The sequence below is a fragment of the Nitrospira sp. Nam80 genome, from assembly GCF_965152575.1.
Window position 1 is genome coordinate 685264 of sequence record NZ_OZ224216.1, and the last position, 15797, is coordinate 701060.

The window sequence follows — 15797 nt, forward strand, 5'->3', positions numbered from 1 at the left end:
TATAGTACGAGATTGTTGTGGCGCCGCGCGCGCTGATGAAACCGATTACCAAGTATTGTGAAGGAGTGCCATGAACCCGCAATTGATGACGCGCATCCTTTTTGCCACGGATTTCTCTGATTGTTCGGGACGTGCGCAGGAGTACGCGATGTATTTCGCGACCGCGTGGGATGCCAAGGTCGATGTGCTGCATGTGGTTGAAGGCCCCGCGTGGCTGAAAGGCAACGCCGCCGAATTAGCCGCGGTTGAACAGGCCCGGACGGAGGCGGCTCAGCGGCTCGATGTCGTTCATGATCAGATGGCGCGCAGCGGTATCGGCGCATCGGTGAAACAGGTCATCGGGATCCCCAGTCAACAAATTAACTTGGCCGCGCGGGAGAGCGGTGTCGATTTGGTCGTGCTCGGCACGCAAGGCAGGACGAACCTCCTGTATGGGCTGGTCGGAAGCACGGCGGAGCGGGTTATCAAGGAGGGCCCTTGTCCGGTCCTCGCGGTGCCGAAGTTCGGTGATGAAGCGGCGAGGCCCATCGCGGAAACGGCGCCACCAATCCCGATTCGGCACATTCTGGCTCCCGTCGATTTCTCGAGCCCGTCGCTGGATTCGCTCGAGTACGCGATTCAATTGGCCAACGGCCTCGGAGCCAAAGTGACCCTCGTGCATGTGCTGGAGCCGGTCTATTATGACTTGGAACGGGGGCTGGGGCCGATCGAGCAGGAGACTCGAAAACGGGACCACTGGATGAAGCAACTCACGGACCTGACGGACCTGGTGAAATCCTTCGGACTGCCCGCCGCATTTGAAATTGCAGGCGGGATTCCGTCGGATGCCATTTTAAGCTGCGCCCTGCGATCTCACTGCGATCTCATCGTGATGGGAACCCATGGCCGGCGGGGGCTATCGAGAATCCGGTTCGGCAGTGTGGCGGAAGCCGTGCTGCGGCGCGCGGCATGTCCCGTCCTGACGGTAAAAACGCCGAAGTTTGCGCCGGGCCATCGTCGTGTAGTGCCGGAATCGATAGCGGAATCGTAACAAGTCGGGGCAATGGCCTCGATATTTCGGGGCGGGAGACGGCGTTCAACGCCCGCTCGGCGAAGGAGTGAAGCCATGGAGCAGCGGGATATCTACATTACGGAATTCGATTTGAGCCGATTGAAGGAACTCGTGAATGTCGGCATTTCGTTCAAAGAGCGCGATCGGGATTATCTGGAGAGCCTGCGCAATGAACTGGACCGTGCCCATGTGGTCGAGCCGACGGCCATTCCCCACGATGTCGTCACCATGAATTCGCAAGTCCGGATTGAAGACATGGACACGGGTGAGCAAAATATCTATACGCTGGTCTTCCCCTCCGATGCCAGAATCGCCGAACGCAAAGTCTCCATCCTGGCGCCGATCGGGACGGCGATGCTTGGGTGTCGCGTAGGCGATACGGTGGACTGGCCGGTCCCGGCCGGCACCCGGAAGGTCCGCATCAAAGAAATCCCCTACCAGCCTGAGGCCGCAGGACACTACGACTTGTAGACGGGGTCATATAGCTGATGGCTTATGGCTAACAGCACGAGCAAAGAGACCTCGCGTTGCTCGTGCCACACGCTATTTGCATCTGCTCTCGTCCGCCTGTGGTGTCCTGCGACAGCCGACCTGTGAGTTCTGGGGTTATTGTCCTCACTATCGTTTGATTTGCCTCCCGCAGAACTTCCTGAAATGACCGACTTATGGAGAGTTACCGCCGCCGGATGATTCGGTCCGGTTGGCACAGTAGTCGCATCTCATATAGGCGAAGCAATGTGTGACGCGGACCGGCGGAAAGCGAGCATGAGATGCGGCGCGATGGCGCATGAAATCCCAGAAGCTGTGCGTTGGAGTCGCCATCCTTTGGGTGGTGATCGTGGCCCTCATCGGATGGTTCTTTGTCAAAGGCTGGACGGCGCAGAGTACGGACGGTCGGACGGAAATTCTCTTGTCGCCCTCGGAGCGCGACCTCATTTTGGCCGAAATGCGGGACCTGTTGAAAGCGGTCAGCGGAGTCGTACAGGGGGTTGGTGATTCATCGGAGGGACAAGCCGGTGTTGCAGCCCGCGCGGCCGGGATGCAGATGGCGGCGGATGTGAACCCGGTTCTCATGGCCAAGTTGCCGCTCGCATTCAAGCAACTCGGCATGTCGGTGCATCGCGACATGGACAGATTGGCGGATGCCGCCGCCGCCGGTGAGTCATCGCAACAGATTCTGAAACGCCTGGCTGCTATTACGGCTCGTTGCACGACTTGCCACGATATGTACCGATTTAGGGCAGAAAAGAGCCGGTAGGATTTAGCAGAGGAGGTGCGCCATGACGTGCAATGTTGGAGGGATCGAACGTCCGATTCGTATTCTTCTGGGATTGGCTTTGGTCGCTGTCGGAGCATCGGCTGAATTGCCAGTGGCGGGAATGGCTCTTGTCTTGCTTGCCGGTGCGATTGCACTGATAACAGGAGTGATCGGCTTCTGCCCGGCTTGGGCATTGCTCGGCGTGAACACCTGTCCGGCTTCATTGCACAACGGCTCTGCCGGCTAGCCCGCGAACCGGGCCGCTTTCCCGCATAGGCGGCTATCATGACCGGATCGCCATGCGGTCCGGTTCTGTTGCTTTATGCGCTTCCTTCGGCAGCGCCTTCCAATCCCATGTCCGGGCGAAAACTTTCCTTGTTTACAACTTTAAACCAGAGTACCTTGGCGGAACGTGTTGCGATTACGTACCGGCTGAAATACGAACTAATCCACGGACCGCATCGTTCGGGAGCGCGACTCTATGCAAGACTGCAATTCGAAAATGCACACATGGCGCAAGACATAGTCACGGAATCTGTTGCTACGCCTTCCGGGACGAGGCGGAAATTTTTTGCATGGATCACTGCGGCCGCTTCGGGGCTGATCGGGCTGGGTCTGGGCATTCCACTGGTGGGATATGTCCTTGGGCCGGCATTCAAGCGGAAGGAGCAGACGTGGGTCGATGTCGGAGAGGCGCAACACCTCACGGTAGAAGCACCGACACAGCTTAATTATGTAGCGACGGCCAGGGATGGATGGATGGAATCCAAGGTCGAAAAGGCCGTGTGGGCGGTCAAACAGCCGGGTGGGGACGTGACGGTCTTTTCTCCTATGTGCACCCATCTGGGCTGCGGCTATCGCTGGGATACAGAGCAGAAAAAGTTTCTTTGCCCTTGCCACGGAAGTGTCTTTGGGATCACGGGCGAGGTTCTGGGCGGTCCGGCGCCCCGGCCGCTTGATACCTTGCCGGTTAAAGTCGAAAACGGCCGGCTGTTGGTCAAATATAAGGAGTTCCGATCAGGGCTCTCGAAGAAAGTGGAACTCTAACAAGTGAATCTCTCATTCCTAATTCCTCATTCATCATTGTGTAACTATGCCTTCCCGTATCTATCAATGGCTTGACAGCCGATTGAATCTGAAGCCGGTGGAACGCACCCTGCTGGACGAGCCGATCCCAGGCGGCGCGAGCTGGATCTATGTGTTCGGCTCGGCGACCCTCTTCTTGTTCGTGACGCAAGCCGTGACCGGCATGTTCCTGGCGATCTATTACGCCCCGACTCCCGATCATGCTCACGATAGTGTCCGCTTCATCATGGAGGAGGTTCTCTTCGGCTCCTTCGTGCGGGGGCTGCACCATTGGGGCGCCTCCGCCATGGTCATCATGATCGGCCTTCATATGCTGCAGACGTTTCTCTATGGGGCATACAAGCCGCCGCGTGAAGTCATGTGGATGGTCGGGGTCGTCCTCTTTCTGATCGTGATGGCCTTCGCCTTTACCGGGTATCTCCTGCCGTGGGATCAAACCGCCTACTGGGCGACGCAGGTCGGGATCAACATGGTCGGGACCGTTCCGCTCATTGGCGACGATCTGGCGCGCATCCTGAGAGGGGGCGAGATGCTCGGCGCGCTGACGCTCTCCCGATTTTTTGCCGTGCACGTGCTGTTTTTGCCGGCCATTCTGGTGATCGGGATTGTGCTGCATCTGTTCATTTTGCGGCGGGTCGGGCCGGCCGGGCCTTGGACCGATGACCGGTCCGCTTTGAAGAGCGAGGCATTCTATCCCCGGCAAGTTTATATGGATGCCGTTGTGATGCTCGGTATCTTTGTCGCGCTCGCCGGACTGGCTGCAGGGGTTCCGATTCTTCTGGCGGACAAAGCCAACCCCTCGGATACCACCTTCGTGCCCGTCCCCGAATGGTATTTCCTGTTCTATTATGAACTGTTAAAGTACGTACATGGTCCGCTGGAACCGCTGGCGACTTGGGTGTTGCCGGGAATCGTCGTGGCCATGCTCCTGTTCTGGCCGTTCATCGACCGCAATCCCGCGAGAAATCCCATCCGCCGTCCTGCCGCGATCATCAGCGGCGGGCTATTTCTGCTGGTCGTGTTCTCATTGCTGGGCATTTCCTTGAAGAATATCTATGCCGTCCCGCGGGTTGATCCGGCGATCGCGCATGGCAAAGCCGTCTATACCCAATTCGGCTGTGCCGGGTGCCATCGTATTCATGGCGAAGGAAGTGCGGTGGCTCCTGATTTGTCTTACGTGGGCGACGAACGTCCCGATCGGGACTGGCACATGCGGCATTTCCGCAATCCCCAATCGGTTTCGCCCGGCTCTTTCATGCCGAAGTTCCCGCTCAGTGAGCAGCAGTTGCACGATCTCACGTCATACATGTTGAGCCTCAAGAAGATGGACGGGCAAAAAACCTGAATCTTTTTTCCCGGTGCCGGCTCTTAATGTACGTGCCGATTCTCCACCCATTTCAGCACAGAAGGAGGCTGACTATGTTCAACATCGGACAGCTGATGAGTGCGGTCCTGGTATCGGGATTCATGTCTGTCGGAATCATGTCGGTGACGGCGGCTGGTGCGGAACCCACCTCGCCGGCGACCGGATACGATATCCATGTCCAGGCTCCGCACATGATGCCGGATGGTACCCCGGGCGGGCCTTACCATCACTATTGCAAGGGCATATCCGATCAGATCCTGCAATGCCTCCTCTTCGAGTCCACCGACCCCAAGGCCGCGTTGGTGGGGATCGAATATTTTGTCGCCAAAGACCTCACCAGAAAACTTCCTCCCATCCAGTGGCATCGATATTTCCATGATCATAAGGTCGAAATTGCCACCGGGCGGGTTCAAGTGCTCGATATGCCGGCGGAGCAGGCGAAAGCGGTGGCCGAGGCCGCTTCCAAGACCGACGGAGTGATCTATCACCTCTGGCAGAAGGGGTTGGAGTTTCCCGACGGAAGCGTGAGTTTCCCGCAGTCGCTCGGTCATAAGTTTCCCGGACACGACGAAAAATAACCTGCAATGATGAAATCGGTGACGCCGGCGGTTCTCTTGCTGCTGGTGATCGGGGCGGCCCCAACCCAGGCGAGCGACGCGGAAGTGCTGCGACCGAGGGTTCCGTCCGATCTGCTCGAGGCGGCGCGCCGATGGAATAATCCGGTGGAGCCCACGCCGGAAAACATTGAGAAGGGAAAAGCTCTTTTTCAGGGAAAAGCCTTTTGTGCTACCTGCCATGGGAGAGACGGCCGCGGGCTGAGCGACGTCGCCGGCCTGCGGGGAAAACTGCCGAGGAACTTTACCGATCAAGCGTGGCAGGCAGCCAGAGCCGATGGCGAGCTGTTCTGGATTCTCAAGAACGGAAGTCCAGGGACCGACATGGCGCCCTTCATTCCCTTGATCCTGACGGAAGAAGAAGCATGGCAGGTGTTGCTCTATGTCAGGTCGTTCGGCAAACAATGAGCGATGTCGCGATGGCCGGGCGGATATCATCATGCGTTGAACCCAGCCATCGCGGCCGTTGTCGCATTCGTGACAGTTTGGTCGGTTATCTGCCCGCCGGCGAGGGCGGAATGGTCTGCGATCGCGGAGCAACGGACCAGTTACACCACCGATGCGTTTCAGTTTTCATCCGCTCGCCGCCTGGTTTTGAGCGAAGATCCGTCTCAGCCGACCGTTGTCCCTCTTGAAAAACCCGAGGATGTCATCTGGGAGCCGGCCGTCGAAGTCATTCGCTCCGGTATCAATGGCTTCGGACGTAATGAACTGTCGGTGAAGGCGCATGGGTATTTCTACACCGACAAGTCGATCTTCAATCACGGGGACTTTCGGATTCAGGATCGCCAATGGCTGAATCCCATGACATCGATTCTCCTTCGGTATCGCTATGTGCCGAATCTGTTTCTCGGACCCAATTTCGAGCGGCGGAGCGGAGACCGGTCGATTCAAGATGAACGGGTTACCTCTCATACCTGGAGAACGGAATTCGAGCGGCGTCTGAATAACGAGGTAACCGCGGCTTTTGTAGGCCGCTATGGCTTACGGCTATACAATGAGGCATTTGCGGAGCGGGACACGCACTTCTATTCAGTTGGGCCCCGGCTGGCGTATCGAGCCGCCTCCTGGGTGACCTTCACACTCGGCTACCTCTATGAACGAGGCCTTGCCGACGGCAGGCAAGAACCGCAGTTCATGGACGATGTCTCCTACTATCTCCATTTCCTCTCGTTCGACAGCGAGCTTCGATTTACATCCCGTCTCGCGCTTTCTTTAACCTATGTCTACGTCCGGAAAACATTCACGAGCGATCTCGTTGGAGACACGCATATGGGGCGGGAAGATGTCACTCATCAAGGAAGGGCGCAGTTGCGCTATCAGTTCACTACGGTCGCGGCCGCTACCCTCGCGTACCAGCGAACGCAGCGTTCTTCCACCAACAGCTTGAGGGACTTCAACGACAATATCGTGTCGATCGGCGGGGAGTATCGCTTCTGATCGGTCAGGATAACTTTCTGCAGCAGCACCGTCAGGTTCCTGAGGTGCTCAAAATCAGCGGATTTCTGAAGGTACTCTTTCATGCTCTGTAGAAGAATGCGACAGCTCCATCCCGGCGTGGTGGGGTTATTTATCTCCATGCTGGACAGCGAGTCGCCTCGGAGCGGCGGTGAATCGGCGGGAATCAGCGGCGATCTTCAAGAGACTTCGCTCGAAGAATTGGCACACAACTGGCAAGAGCAACCTACCATGAATTATGCCGCCGCGGCAGTCATGTTCATGGTCATCGCGCCGGGTGCGGGCTGCTTTCATTCCCCGAGCAAGAGCCGCTGGTCTCTGACCTTCGCAGGGGCTTGGACGCCGTCTTCACCTCTCCTTCGCTCGCAAGCATCCGGGCCACCAGGGTGGTGAACAGATTCGCTTGGGGCCGCCATTCATCAAAGCCAACATGCCGCGCACCAGAGGGTGGGGCTTGTCGGATGGCGAGGCGTAGGATGTGGCCGAGTATATGAATGCCCAGCCGCGTCCCGACTTTCGCGACAATTGCCCCCGGCCTAGAGACTCAACACTCAAAACTCAGAATTGATTAATGGCCCTTTCCGTCTCATATCGGTGCGGCAGCCGGTTCGATATCACCGCCGGCAACCATACCATCATCACCGACCAGCCGGTCGAAGACGGCGGCGCCGATGCAGGCATGAGCCCCGTAGAGCTGTTTGTCGGATCCCTCGCGAGTTGCGTCGCCTATTTTGTCGGACGCTTCTGCGCACGTCATGGAATTCCCCGGGAAGGACTGGCGGTTGAGGCGGAATGGGAAATGGCCGAGAAACCGCATCGGGTCGGGCGGATCGCCTTAGCGATCCACCTTCCGCACCCAGTAACGGTGGAACAAAGAGAGCGATTGTTGAAGGTCGCGCATGGTTGTACCGTGCATCAGTCGATCGCCGTGCCGGCGAAGGTGATCATCGAATTGACACCGGTGAGTCAAGCGGCGGATCGGGTATGAATGAAAGGAATCGGATGCTGGTCTCGAGGCGGTCGTTGTTCAGGATGGTGCTTCAAGGTCTCGGCATCGGTGCGGCGGCGCATTGCCCGATACGATTCGTTGGAGCCGGCCAGGACGACGGAACCGGAACTCCAGCCGGTCCGCTCATCGCGCATGTCTCGCGCCCCTTCAATGCGGAAACGCCCGTTCGAGAGTTCACCTCCTGGCTCACACCCAACGAACGATTCTTCGTCCGGAGTCATTTCGGTCCTCCGAACCCTGAACTAGTAGATCCCGTCTCCTGGCGCCTGAACGTCGCAGGATTGGTCGACCGTCCGCTGACTCTGCAACTGGGCGACTTGAAACAATTCCAGGCGGTGACGATCACGGCGGTACTGCAATGCAGCGGCAACGGCCGTTCTTTCCATCATCCCAAGGTCCCGGGTGTCCAATGGCGGCGCGGGGCGGCCGGCAATGCGGAATGGACCGGTGTGCGTCTGCGCGACGTCTTGCAACAAGCCGGAGTGCGGGAGCCGTGCCGGCATGTGCAATTCGAAGGAGCCGATCGTCCGGTTCTCCCGACTGTCCCCTTATTCGTGCGCAGCATTCCACTCATGAAAGCGATGCATCCGGATACGATCCTGGCATACGAAATGAACGGCCGGCCGCTGCCGGTGTTGCATGGCGCGCCGGTCCGCGCCATCACCCCGGGATGGATGGGAGAGGCGTGCACCAAATGGCTGACCGATATCACGCTGCAAGAAGAAGAAGGGCCGGGGTACTACATGCAGCAGGCCTATCGCATGCCGGCCGTTCCGATAGAACCGGGCGCCTCCCCCTCGGGAGCCATGATGGTGCCGGTTGAAGCGATGGTGGTGAAGTCCTTGATTGCCGCTCCGTCTGAAGGCGAGACCGTCAGGAAGGGGCCAGTGATGATTCAAGGGGTCGCCTGGGCCGGCGAAGCGGAGGTGGTCAAAGTGGAGGTCTCCTGTGATGACGGGCACACGTGGGAAGAGGGCCGCTTTGTCGGGGAGACGCGACCCTATGCCTGGAGGCAGTGGCAGCATATCTGGAACGCAAAAGCGCCGGGGCCTGCGGTCATTCGTTCTCGCGCCACTGATGCAGAGGGGGCCGTGCAACCGCCCGTGAGCCCATGGAATCCCAGCGGCTTTCTATGGAACGGATGGGACCGGGTGCCGATCATGGTGAGCGCGTGAAGAATCGCAAGCGGTTGCGCTTCGCCGGCATTTGTCTAGGACTGGTCGGTCTTGCGGCGGTCTCGATAGCGCAGGAAGATGATCGCTTCACCGTCGATCCAGGGATCGCCCGCCGGGCCGATGCGCTGATTCTTGCTCGGTGCTCTGTGTGCCACGCGCCGGATCTTATCTATCAGCAGCGGCTATCCCGGGATCGATGGACCGTCACGGTGGACAAGATGGTGCAGTGGGGAGCCGAGGTATCGCCTGATGAGGCGGACCTGCTCGTGCAATACCTGACGGCGCGATACCACCCGGGTGCCGCCGATCAATTGCCGTCCCTCGACAGCGAACTGGGGACGTCGGAACCGCTCATGCACGAACCGGCGATCGAGAGACCCATCACCGGCGTGGCCGCTAGAGGTTCGGCAATTTATGCGCACAATTGCCAGGCCTGCCATGGAGAAGGAGCAACGGGCGGAATGGGGCCGAAATTGGCGCGAAACGCCGTTCTCAAGAATGAAGGTGCGTTCTGGGACACCGTGCTGCATGGCCGGGGGCCCATGCCGGCCTGGGACGGCGCCCTCAGCGATCAGGAGATTGCGGATGTTCACGCCTGGCTTTTGAGTCTTAGCGCTGAGTTTTAAGTGATGAGCTCTGAGATTGGAAAAATGAGGTGTGGCCATAGCTGGAAAGAGTCGGTTAGCTGAAAGAGGAGATCGGATGATGCGCGAACGCCACGTGATGGTGATTGGAACGGTTATGGTCTTAGCGGTAGCGGCGGGTGTCTTTCCGCGAATGTTGTTTGGGAGCGATCAGGAACGAGCGAAGCAGTTGATTGAAGGTTCTTGCGCTCAATGCCATCGCTTCGAGGGGCAACCGGAGTCGCGATTCAAGCTCAAGGCGCCTGATCTCATGTGGGCCGGCAGTAAGTACCGGCGCGCCTGGCTGATCGACTGGCTTACCGGAAAGGAAGCCCCGCTGTATGCTAAAGGCTATCGCTGGGATGAACAGGAAGCGCCGGCGAAACACGTGGTCTTGTCGGACAGCGAGGCTGAGGCCGTGGCCGATTATCTCGAACGGCATTTTAAAGATCCTCGGGTGACAGCCGGCGCGTTTGATCTCACCAAAGTGTCACGAATGGACGTCGAGTTTGGGCGCGGGGCCTATAAAGCGCATGCCTGTATCGGGTGCCATGTCATTGAAGACGATGGCAACATCATCGGCGGGCCTCAGAGCGCCTCGCTGGTTGCGGCAGGCCGGCGCTACAACATCGACTGGCTCTATCGATTCGGCCAGAATCCTCAGGACTTCACGCCCCATAGCGGCGAATTTCTTGCCGACGCGACCGATCCCCAGCTGCGCGCAGTCATCGGCTATCTCGCGGTTCAGGGAGTGCAGGATTTCCCATACTACGAACCCTGGACCAGCCCGGAGTTTGGGACGGCCAGCGTGGATCGCGGCAAGGTCCTCTACAAAGAATATTGTTCGCAATGTCACGGCGCAACTGGACGGGGCGACGGACCGGCCGCGTCGGGATTGAATCCGAAACCGGCAATTCATGCCAATATCCCGTTCGATAAGCTGCCGAGCGACTATCTCTATAACGTGGTCTACCACGGTGGGCGCGCAGTGGGAAAATCGAGCAATATGCCCTACTGGGGATTGACCATCGGCCAGCAGGGGGTGGCCGATGTGATCGCCTATTTGAAAGCCACCTTCAAAGGTGTTCCTCAAACAGCCCATGTTCCGGCGGATGGTCAAGGCGTGACCGGTGTCTGCCCGCAACCACGAAAGACCGGAAAAGCACCGGAAGACTTTCTGCAGAAGAACAACCCATTGCCGGCGACGGCCGATTCGGTCAATGCCGGAAAGGCATTATTCCAGCAATCAGCCCAACCTGTGGCCTGCGCCATGTGCCATGGGAATAAGGGCGATGGACAAGGATTCATGGGGGCGGCGTTGATTCCGCCGCCGAGAAATTTCACGTGCGGGCAAATGATGAAAGATATTCCGGATGGGCAGCTTTTCTGGATCATCAAGAACGGGTCGCCTGGAACCGGCATGATGTCCTTTGCGGGAATGCCGGATGAGCAGGTGTGGCAGTTGATTCACTATATCAGGAGTCTGGGACGTTGAGCGAGACCCGGGAAAGCGCACGTCCCCGGGCAATGGGCGAAGCACCGGGGGCTGTGGCGGGTGTAAAAACATGCGCGGGGCGGGCGGGTGAGATCAGGAAAGCGCACGTCTCGGCGTGCGCGGGGCGGGCGGGTGAAATGGTGAGCTGTGAAGTGTGAGGTGTGAAAGATTCTTGACGACATATGCTTCACAAACGACGAAATACGAGCGGTGAGATACCAATCACGAAGGAGGTTGCAGTGGCGACGATGATTATTTCCGGCAGTCGGGAGACGGACGATCCGACCATGGCGACGTTACCCTTCATGGCGGCCAAGACGGCGAAGGAGCAGGGGCATGACGTGATTCTGTGGTTATGGAATGAGTCCGTGACGTTGGGAAGAAAAGGCACGGCCGATCATGTGACCGGTGTGAATCTGACTCCGCTCAAGGAGTTGCTGGCTTCCGTGCAAGCGGCCAATATCCCCATTTGGGTCTGCGGTGCCTGCGCCGTGGCTCGGCAGATCGGGCAAGGCGATCTAGTCTCCGGCGCCACCATCAAGGGCATGCCGGATTACATTAAGGCCGTGACGGAGCGGGATCGCACCGTGGCGTTCTAGCAAATTGGATGAGGAAACCATGCGCCGGAAAATGATGACATTGATGCTCGGATTGTGCGCCTGTATGGTGTCCCCTGTGCAAGCCGCTGAACGGCATCTGATGCAGCCGCACGTACCTGAAGACAAATTAGCCGAGGCTCGGGCCATCCAGAATCCCCTTCCGGACTCTCCCGATGTTCTGGAGAAGGGAAAAGGTTTGTACCACGGCAAGGGCACGTGTTTTAACTGCCACGGGAAGAATGGCGCAGGCGACGGCGTCGCGGCAATGGGATTGAATCCGGCGCCGAGAAATTTCCGGCACCACGGGTTTTGACGGCATCGCACAGAGGGTGAAATTTTCTGGGTAATCAAGAACGGCTCTCCCGGAACCGGAATGGTCGGCTTCGGGGCCGTGCTCACGGATGAGGAGATCTGGAGCATCATTCAATACGAGCGAAGCTTTGCCAGCGATCATGGCCCGAGGCGCGGGATGGGGCGCGAGGGAGGAATGGGCCATATGGGCCTACGTCGCGGCATGGGACGGGAACACATGGGCGAACATGGTCCGCGAGGCGAAAACAGACCGCGCGAGGCGCCATGCTGTGAGAATGAGGCCGACCAGGCGCAGTGAACAATCCTATCCTCGCAGGCCGAACGACGAGCAAATGGCCGATGTCATCCATTACATTCGGGCCCTCGCTCCATCCAGGATCATTTCGTAAGGCGCACGAGCGCGGCGGCGATGCCTTATCTTTCCATCATTCGAAGAGGAGAACACTATGGGACGCGTATTCTCTATCGTTGCGGTGTCGCTGGCGGTCACTGTGGCGGGTGGCTGTGCCGGATACCATAAGGGTAAACGGGACGACACTCTTCGGGCTAAGGCCGATATTACAGGGCCCGGCATCAATGGAAAGGCCACACTGTACGAGGAATATGAGGGTCGTGTCCGGATCAAACTGAAGCTCGAGGGGACGCCGGACAGCAAGTTAAAGCCGGGACTTCATGCGATGCACATCCATGAGACAGGCAGCTGCGAGCCGTTCTCAGCGGCCAAGGGACACTATGACGGGAATGTTGATGCGACAATGAACCCGGAGGCGAATGTCACGCCAGGGCTCGGGAACCATCCCTACCACCTCGGCGATTTGCAGAACCTCGCCGTGAACGACGACCGAAAGGCTCGCTCTACACGATCACGAGCCGTGTGACCTTGTCCGAGGGACTGAATACTTTATTTGACAAGGACGGCAGCGCGTTCATCATTCATGAGTTTCCGGACAAGTATTTGCCCGAGCCGCCGAACAAGGATGCTCCCGGCGGAACGTGAATCGCCTGTGGCGTGATTGTGAAGGAATGACACGACATCAGTTCGGAATAAACCGCCGAGAGAGGCGTTCCATCTTCTCGAACTCGTCGATGATGAAGAGCCGTGATCGAGCGTGGGCGAGATCAATTTGTGCCAACAGCTTTTCAAAGCCCGCAACATTCACTCCATAGCGGCCGACGCGGCTAGGTCCTGTGCAGTCGATGTGTGACAACACCACCATGTGGCGCCCGCAGAGCATCACGACTTGGAATCCTTCTGGGTTTCCCGGCGGGTCCGAATCTCTTCTGTATAAAACCCTCGTGGGTTGTATTTCGCCAACCGGTTTGCCAATCCACGAAGCAGGGTGGTCTTGCCTGTTCCCGGGAGCCCGGTAATCAGAATGTGTGGCGCCTCGCCGGCATGCGGAAATTATTGGCCTTACGGAACATGGTGAATAGAGATGTAGATTTAGCAACGCCTGTCACGATGATTGTTCATACTTCCGGCTTCATGGGCCGGAGGCGGCCATTGTAGCGTTTCGCATCTCCGCGGCAAAATACCGTCGCGTTCTGCTACAGGCTTTCCTGATTCTCATGCTTCTGCCGACTGTATTCTCGCGACGATACTTTGATGAAGTGAGGGCCCGGCGTTTGCAGAGTATTTGCCAGGGAAGGATTGTGATGCCGAAGGCCTTTCTTGGTGTTGTATGGAATGGAGGACATTATGAACCCTCGTTTAGCGGTGGGCTCCGTGTTGGCTCTGGTATTGGCTTCTTCCTGGGCAGTGGCTCAAACGGTACCGGGCAATCCCAAGAAGGGAGAAAGCATCTATCAGAAGAATTGTCTCCGGTGTCATGGTCAGTCCGGTGACGGCTTAGGCCCGGATGCGCCGGATCTCATCGTCGCTCCGGCGAATTTCCATACAATGAAGTCCCGGTCAAAAACCGACATGGAAATGTTGGTTATCATCTCACATGGGATCATTTTCAGTCCCATGCATGGGTGGCGTGATCGTTTGGCCGATCAGGATATCGTCGACGTCCTGAGCTATATCCGCACGCTGGCGCCGTTCAATCCGAGCACCTAGCAGAAGGTAGGGCCATGTGAGTTGCCCACGATGCCTCAGTGGTCGCTGTCGTGAGTCGGATTCAATGGTGAACATTTTTCCACCCTGGTGTTAGCGTCCGCAAGAGTGCAAGCCTTCCCTCAGTGAGAATGGGTTTCGCCTCATCAGTGCCCAGTTACATCCTTCGCCTTTTGTAGTCCCAACCGTCTATGCAGGAGGGGCCGGTAGGTTGCGTAACAGAGATAACCATAATAGCAGAAGGCGCATTCGGCATAGCGAAAGGCGGATCTTACAGCAGGATCGCCGCGATCCGCCTCCGCACTTGCCCGGTGAACTCTCAACCTCCGCCGATTTCGCCTTTAGTTTCTACAACGAGGAACTCTCCTTTCATATGAGTGTGGATGTCACACCAAAACGGGACTTGCATAGTTTCGCTACCACCAGTCATGGGATCCATGCGGGACTCTTTCTTGAAGAGCAACGTCATTGTTTGCCCGGGCTCTAAGTGATACGCACGAAAGCCTTTTCCCTTGGGACCTCGAATCTCCACACCGCTGCCTTGTTTTTCCACCACCCCTTCCTTGAAAAGTGGCGAGCTTATTCCGTGGGTCGTGGAACCCTCGTTACGGACGACGATCGCCGTCAACGAGCCTGGATTTGTATGGCCCTTCACATCGTATCCTTTGTCCGTAATTGTCACCTCAATTTTCATATCTGGGTCAGTTGCTTGCGATATCAGCGGTGGCGATAAGGCCCACACGCCGACACATGCCGCCATCATCAACAGTAGCCTGACTGTCTTAAGCGAAGTCCTCGCCGCTACCATATGAGCCTCCTATCGTGAATATTGTCCCAAAATTTCCAGCCAACCCTGAAAAAGTGGCGGCCGCCACTCTACCTCTAGCTGCATCTGATATCTGCAATCCTGGTTCCTTACATGCGTGACAACTAGCTCACGTTTTTTAGTAAGCACTTTCACTCGTAATTTCAGACTTTTCATCACGCAAAGAGCTGATCTTGGTAAAGCCCCATGCCACCGAGCCATCGTGATGTATGGTCGATTTGTCCCCCTTCGCCTCACTCTCGACAATAGTTCTGTGTCAATGTGCCACAACAAACACGTGTGCTACGAAGTCAGTAGTGGACGACTAGGGTGACAGAATCTATTGGCTGGATACCTGCCCGGATTGACCGATAGTCGAGGCCCGTGGTAGCTTTCCGCACGATGCGCCTCAAGCCGGATACGACGAATGGCCTAGGGAGAATGGTGCGGCGCTCGCTTCCGGTCTGGCTGTCTTTTTGGATGCTCGCCGTCCCGTTGGTCCATGTGCATCCGGATGCCGATCATCGCCACGGGACATCGGACCACCTGCATGGCGGGACCGTCCATACGGTCTTCTCAAAAGATCTGACCTGTGAATTTGCGGCCGACGACCATAGCTCAGTCACCGGCGCCGAATCTCACCATCCATTTCACCTTGTCGCATATCCCCGCCACGGATTGGAACATCCCGAAATCGATGTGGTGCTCGCCGCCTCCACCGAATCGCACAGCGGCAAGGGCACGCTGCTCGAGATTGCTGCTCATGTATTCCGGCCCGACGACCGCCTAAGTGGTCCGGTTAACTGGCGGACAGAGCCGATTCCTTTCCCGACCATTCTACTGTTGGCGACTGTTCATCCGTCCCGCGCGCCTCCCATCGCCTGATC

General features: G+C 57.7%; 23 protein-coding genes. 20 read left to right on the top strand and 3 right to left on the bottom strand.

Going from position 1 to position 15797, the window contains the following annotated elements:
- Nucleotides 1-70: 70 nt before the first annotated feature.
- The 18 genes from ACWGXE_RS03280 to ACWGXE_RS03365 all read left to right on the top strand — a co-directional run bounded on the left by ACWGXE_RS03280 (nucleotide 71) and on the right by ACWGXE_RS03365 (nucleotide 13043).
- Nucleotides 71-1030, top strand: a complete 960-nt coding sequence (locus tag ACWGXE_RS03280) for a universal stress protein (RefSeq protein WP_447601291.1) — start codon at nucleotides 71-73, stop codon at nucleotides 1028-1030.
- A 75-nt stretch (nucleotides 1031-1105) separates the two neighbouring features.
- Nucleotides 1106-1522: a nucleoside diphosphate kinase regulator gene (gene rnk / locus ACWGXE_RS03285; protein ID WP_447601292.1), complete on the top strand. Its 417-nt coding sequence runs from the start codon at nucleotides 1106-1108 to the stop codon at nucleotides 1520-1522.
- 316 nt (nucleotides 1523-1838) lie between these two features.
- Nucleotides 1839-2309, top strand: coding sequence for a hypothetical protein (locus ACWGXE_RS03290; RefSeq protein WP_447601293.1), 471 nt, complete (start codon nucleotides 1839-1841; stop codon nucleotides 2307-2309).
- Nucleotides 2310-2331: 22 nt separating this feature from the next.
- On the top strand, nucleotides 2332-2556 hold the full coding sequence (locus ACWGXE_RS03295; RefSeq protein ID WP_447601294.1) for a YgaP family membrane protein: 225 nt from the start codon (nucleotides 2332-2334) through the stop codon (nucleotides 2554-2556).
- Between the two features lie 263 nt (nucleotides 2557-2819).
- Complete coding sequence (locus ACWGXE_RS03300; RefSeq protein ID WP_447601295.1) at nucleotides 2820-3356, top strand: QcrA and Rieske domain-containing protein; 537 nt, start codon at nucleotides 2820-2822, stop codon at nucleotides 3354-3356.
- A 46-nt stretch (nucleotides 3357-3402) separates the two neighbouring features.
- The gene (locus ACWGXE_RS03305; protein WP_447601296.1) at nucleotides 3403-4740 is read left to right on the top strand and encodes a cytochrome b N-terminal domain-containing protein; all 1338 of its coding nucleotides are present in this window, start codon (nucleotides 3403-3405) and stop codon (nucleotides 4738-4740) included.
- Nucleotides 4741-4814: 74 nt separating this feature from the next.
- On the top strand, nucleotides 4815-5339 hold the full coding sequence (locus ACWGXE_RS03310) for a DUF1264 domain-containing protein (RefSeq protein WP_447601298.1): 525 nt from the start codon (nucleotides 4815-4817) through the stop codon (nucleotides 5337-5339).
- 6 nt (nucleotides 5340-5345) lie between these two features.
- Entirely contained in the window at nucleotides 5346-5783 is a 438-nt protein-coding gene (locus ACWGXE_RS03315; protein WP_447601300.1) for a c-type cytochrome, read from the top strand.
- Nucleotides 5784-5786: 3 nt separating this feature from the next.
- Entirely contained in the window at nucleotides 5787-6815 is a 1029-nt protein-coding gene (locus tag ACWGXE_RS03320; RefSeq protein ID WP_447601302.1) for a hypothetical protein, read from the top strand.
- Nucleotides 6816-6911: 96 nt separating this feature from the next.
- A complete protein-coding gene (locus tag ACWGXE_RS03325) occupies nucleotides 6912-7226 on the top strand; it encodes a hypothetical protein (RefSeq protein WP_447601303.1) in 315 nt (104 codons plus the stop codon).
- 178 nt (nucleotides 7227-7404) lie between these two features.
- Nucleotides 7405-7821 (top strand): OsmC family protein, encoded by a 417-nt coding sequence (locus tag ACWGXE_RS03330; protein WP_447601305.1) that lies wholly within the window; start codon nucleotides 7405-7407, stop codon nucleotides 7819-7821.
- Complete coding sequence (locus ACWGXE_RS03335) at nucleotides 7818-9017, top strand: sulfite oxidase (RefSeq protein WP_447601307.1); 1200 nt, start codon at nucleotides 7818-7820, stop codon at nucleotides 9015-9017. Before ACWGXE_RS03330 ends, ACWGXE_RS03335 begins: the two co-directional genes overlap by 4 nt.
- Nucleotides 9014-9643, top strand: coding sequence for a c-type cytochrome (locus ACWGXE_RS03340; protein WP_447601309.1), 630 nt, complete (start codon nucleotides 9014-9016; stop codon nucleotides 9641-9643). Before ACWGXE_RS03335 ends, ACWGXE_RS03340 begins: the two co-directional genes overlap by 4 nt.
- Nucleotides 9644-9719: 76 nt before the next feature.
- On the top strand, nucleotides 9720-11135 hold the full coding sequence (locus ACWGXE_RS03345) for a c-type cytochrome (RefSeq protein WP_447601311.1): 1416 nt from the start codon (nucleotides 9720-9722) through the stop codon (nucleotides 11133-11135).
- Between the two features lie 248 nt (nucleotides 11136-11383).
- Nucleotides 11384-11734 (top strand): DsrE family protein, encoded by a 351-nt coding sequence (locus tag ACWGXE_RS03350; RefSeq protein ID WP_447603860.1) that lies wholly within the window; start codon nucleotides 11384-11386, stop codon nucleotides 11732-11734.
- Between the two features lie 19 nt (nucleotides 11735-11753).
- Nucleotides 11754-12047 (top strand): hypothetical protein, encoded by a 294-nt coding sequence (locus ACWGXE_RS03355; RefSeq protein ID WP_447601313.1) that lies wholly within the window; start codon nucleotides 11754-11756, stop codon nucleotides 12045-12047.
- A 445-nt stretch (nucleotides 12048-12492) separates the two neighbouring features.
- Nucleotides 12493-12924: a superoxide dismutase family protein gene (locus tag ACWGXE_RS03360; RefSeq protein ID WP_447601314.1), complete on the top strand. Its 432-nt coding sequence runs from the start codon at nucleotides 12493-12495 to the stop codon at nucleotides 12922-12924.
- Nucleotides 12921-13043, top strand: coding sequence for a hypothetical protein (locus ACWGXE_RS03365; RefSeq protein WP_447601315.1), 123 nt, complete (start codon nucleotides 12921-12923; stop codon nucleotides 13041-13043). The genes ACWGXE_RS03360 and ACWGXE_RS03365 overlap by 4 nt, the downstream gene beginning before the upstream one ends.
- A gap of 37 nt (nucleotides 13044-13080) precedes the next feature.
- Here ACWGXE_RS03365 and ACWGXE_RS03370 read toward each other — a convergent pair whose 3' ends face one another.
- Together ACWGXE_RS03370 and ACWGXE_RS03375 are read right to left on the bottom strand one after the other, a co-directional pair.
- Nucleotides 13081-13281: a nucleoside-triphosphatase gene (locus tag ACWGXE_RS03370; RefSeq protein ID WP_447603861.1), complete on the bottom strand. Its 201-nt coding sequence runs from the start codon at nucleotides 13279-13281 to the stop codon at nucleotides 13081-13083.
- A complete protein-coding gene (locus ACWGXE_RS03375; RefSeq protein ID WP_447603863.1) occupies nucleotides 13281-13424 on the bottom strand; it encodes a nucleoside-triphosphatase in 144 nt (47 codons plus the stop codon). Before ACWGXE_RS03375 ends, ACWGXE_RS03370 begins: the two co-directional genes overlap by 1 nt.
- Before the next feature lie 321 nt (nucleotides 13425-13745).
- On the opposite strand from ACWGXE_RS03375, the gene ACWGXE_RS03380 reads away from it, so the two are divergent.
- Nucleotides 13746-14108, top strand: coding sequence for a c-type cytochrome (locus tag ACWGXE_RS03380; RefSeq protein ID WP_447601317.1), 363 nt, complete (start codon nucleotides 13746-13748; stop codon nucleotides 14106-14108).
- Nucleotides 14109-14424: 316 nt separating this feature from the next.
- Here the strand turns inward: ACWGXE_RS03380 and ACWGXE_RS03385 are convergent, their stop codons facing one another.
- Nucleotides 14425-14913, bottom strand: coding sequence for a hypothetical protein (locus tag ACWGXE_RS03385; RefSeq protein ID WP_447601319.1), 489 nt, complete (start codon nucleotides 14911-14913; stop codon nucleotides 14425-14427).
- Nucleotides 14914-15294: 381 nt separating this feature from the next.
- Here ACWGXE_RS03385 and ACWGXE_RS03390 point away from each other — a divergent pair, with 381 nt between their 5' ends.
- On the top strand, nucleotides 15295-15795 hold the full coding sequence (locus tag ACWGXE_RS03390; RefSeq protein WP_447601321.1) for a hypothetical protein: 501 nt from the start codon (nucleotides 15295-15297) through the stop codon (nucleotides 15793-15795).
- The last annotated feature ends 2 nt before the right edge of the window (nucleotides 15796-15797 follow it).